Source organism: Oleiphilus sp. HI0128, from assembly GCF_001635365.1.
Genome location: NZ_LWGG01001121.1, coordinates 1 through 1027, shown reverse-complemented (window position 1 = coordinate 1027; position 1027 = coordinate 1). Strand labels below are relative to the sequence as shown.

Here is a 1027-nt window from a genome sequence, read left to right as displayed (position 1 = left end):
TAAGAGCTGGGTATTACTAACCGGTAGATATAGGCTAGAGATAACACTTTGAGCATCCGACACAATTAAACTCCTTTGTTTGTTTCTAAATTGCTAGCACTGGCGTCAGGTGCACTGTAGCAGCCAACTTTATTAATTAATGCTCGAGCCAGGTCTTTTGGAGATGCGGTGTATGCACTGCATTCAAGATCAATCACAGATTGCGGCATCGAGCCATTCGCACACCCATCTGGTGCTTGAGTCCATACTGAGCAGCCTTGCTTATGCATCGTAGGTGCCATCAACGAGCCGTCATTCCCCATGCCGCTAAATACGATCACATGGCAACGTTTTCCATAATGCGCAAACAGATTTCTTAATAAATGGTCAATTGATGGACCATAGGGTCCTTCCCATTCATTGTCTCTAATTGAGACACCATTAGATGAAAAGCAGACTTCATTGTCGACAGGAACGACGAGAACTTCGCCATCTTTAACTAAACAGCAGTCGGTTATAGGCTTTAGGTCGAGCATTGAATGACGGCCTAAGACGCGTGTTAGTACGCCCGAGAAGTGGGCATCGACATGCTGAGCATAAAGAAAGCCGGCTCTGATCGTAGATGGAATTTCATCCAGGAACTCTTTCACCGCTGCAGGACCACCGAGTGAGGCTGCTAGAACCCAAACGTCTTTAGATGGCGGATGAGACAGTCTGGGTGCCTTTTCGATGTCTGAAGGCTGGCTGAAAACGGGCTTAGACTGAGCTTTATCTATTGCGACGTGATTGGTGGCCTGGGAGTCTAGAGCGAGTATAGAGTCTTCTGATTCTAGAATATCAATGCAACCAAGATGCTCTTCTAGTTTACTGACTAGTCGTCGTTCCCACGAAATATATTGCTCATCGTGTTTTCCTGGGGCTTTATCCAAACCAAAGAGCACAGGAATATTGTCTGCTTGGTCAATGATGTCATCTAACGCTACCGACTCAAAAGTATCTTCTTGCAAAGCTAAAATCCAGCATTGGATCTGATCGAGTTTTTCACTTT

At 45.5% G+C, this 1027-nt stretch carries 1 protein-coding gene; it reads right to left on the bottom strand.

Annotation, left to right across the window (positions count from 1 at the left end):
• Positions 1-65 precede the first annotated feature (65 nt).
• On the bottom strand, positions 66-1027 hold a 962-nt coding region (locus A3763_RS19130; protein ID WP_068760352.1), incomplete at its 5' end, for a chemotaxis protein CheB.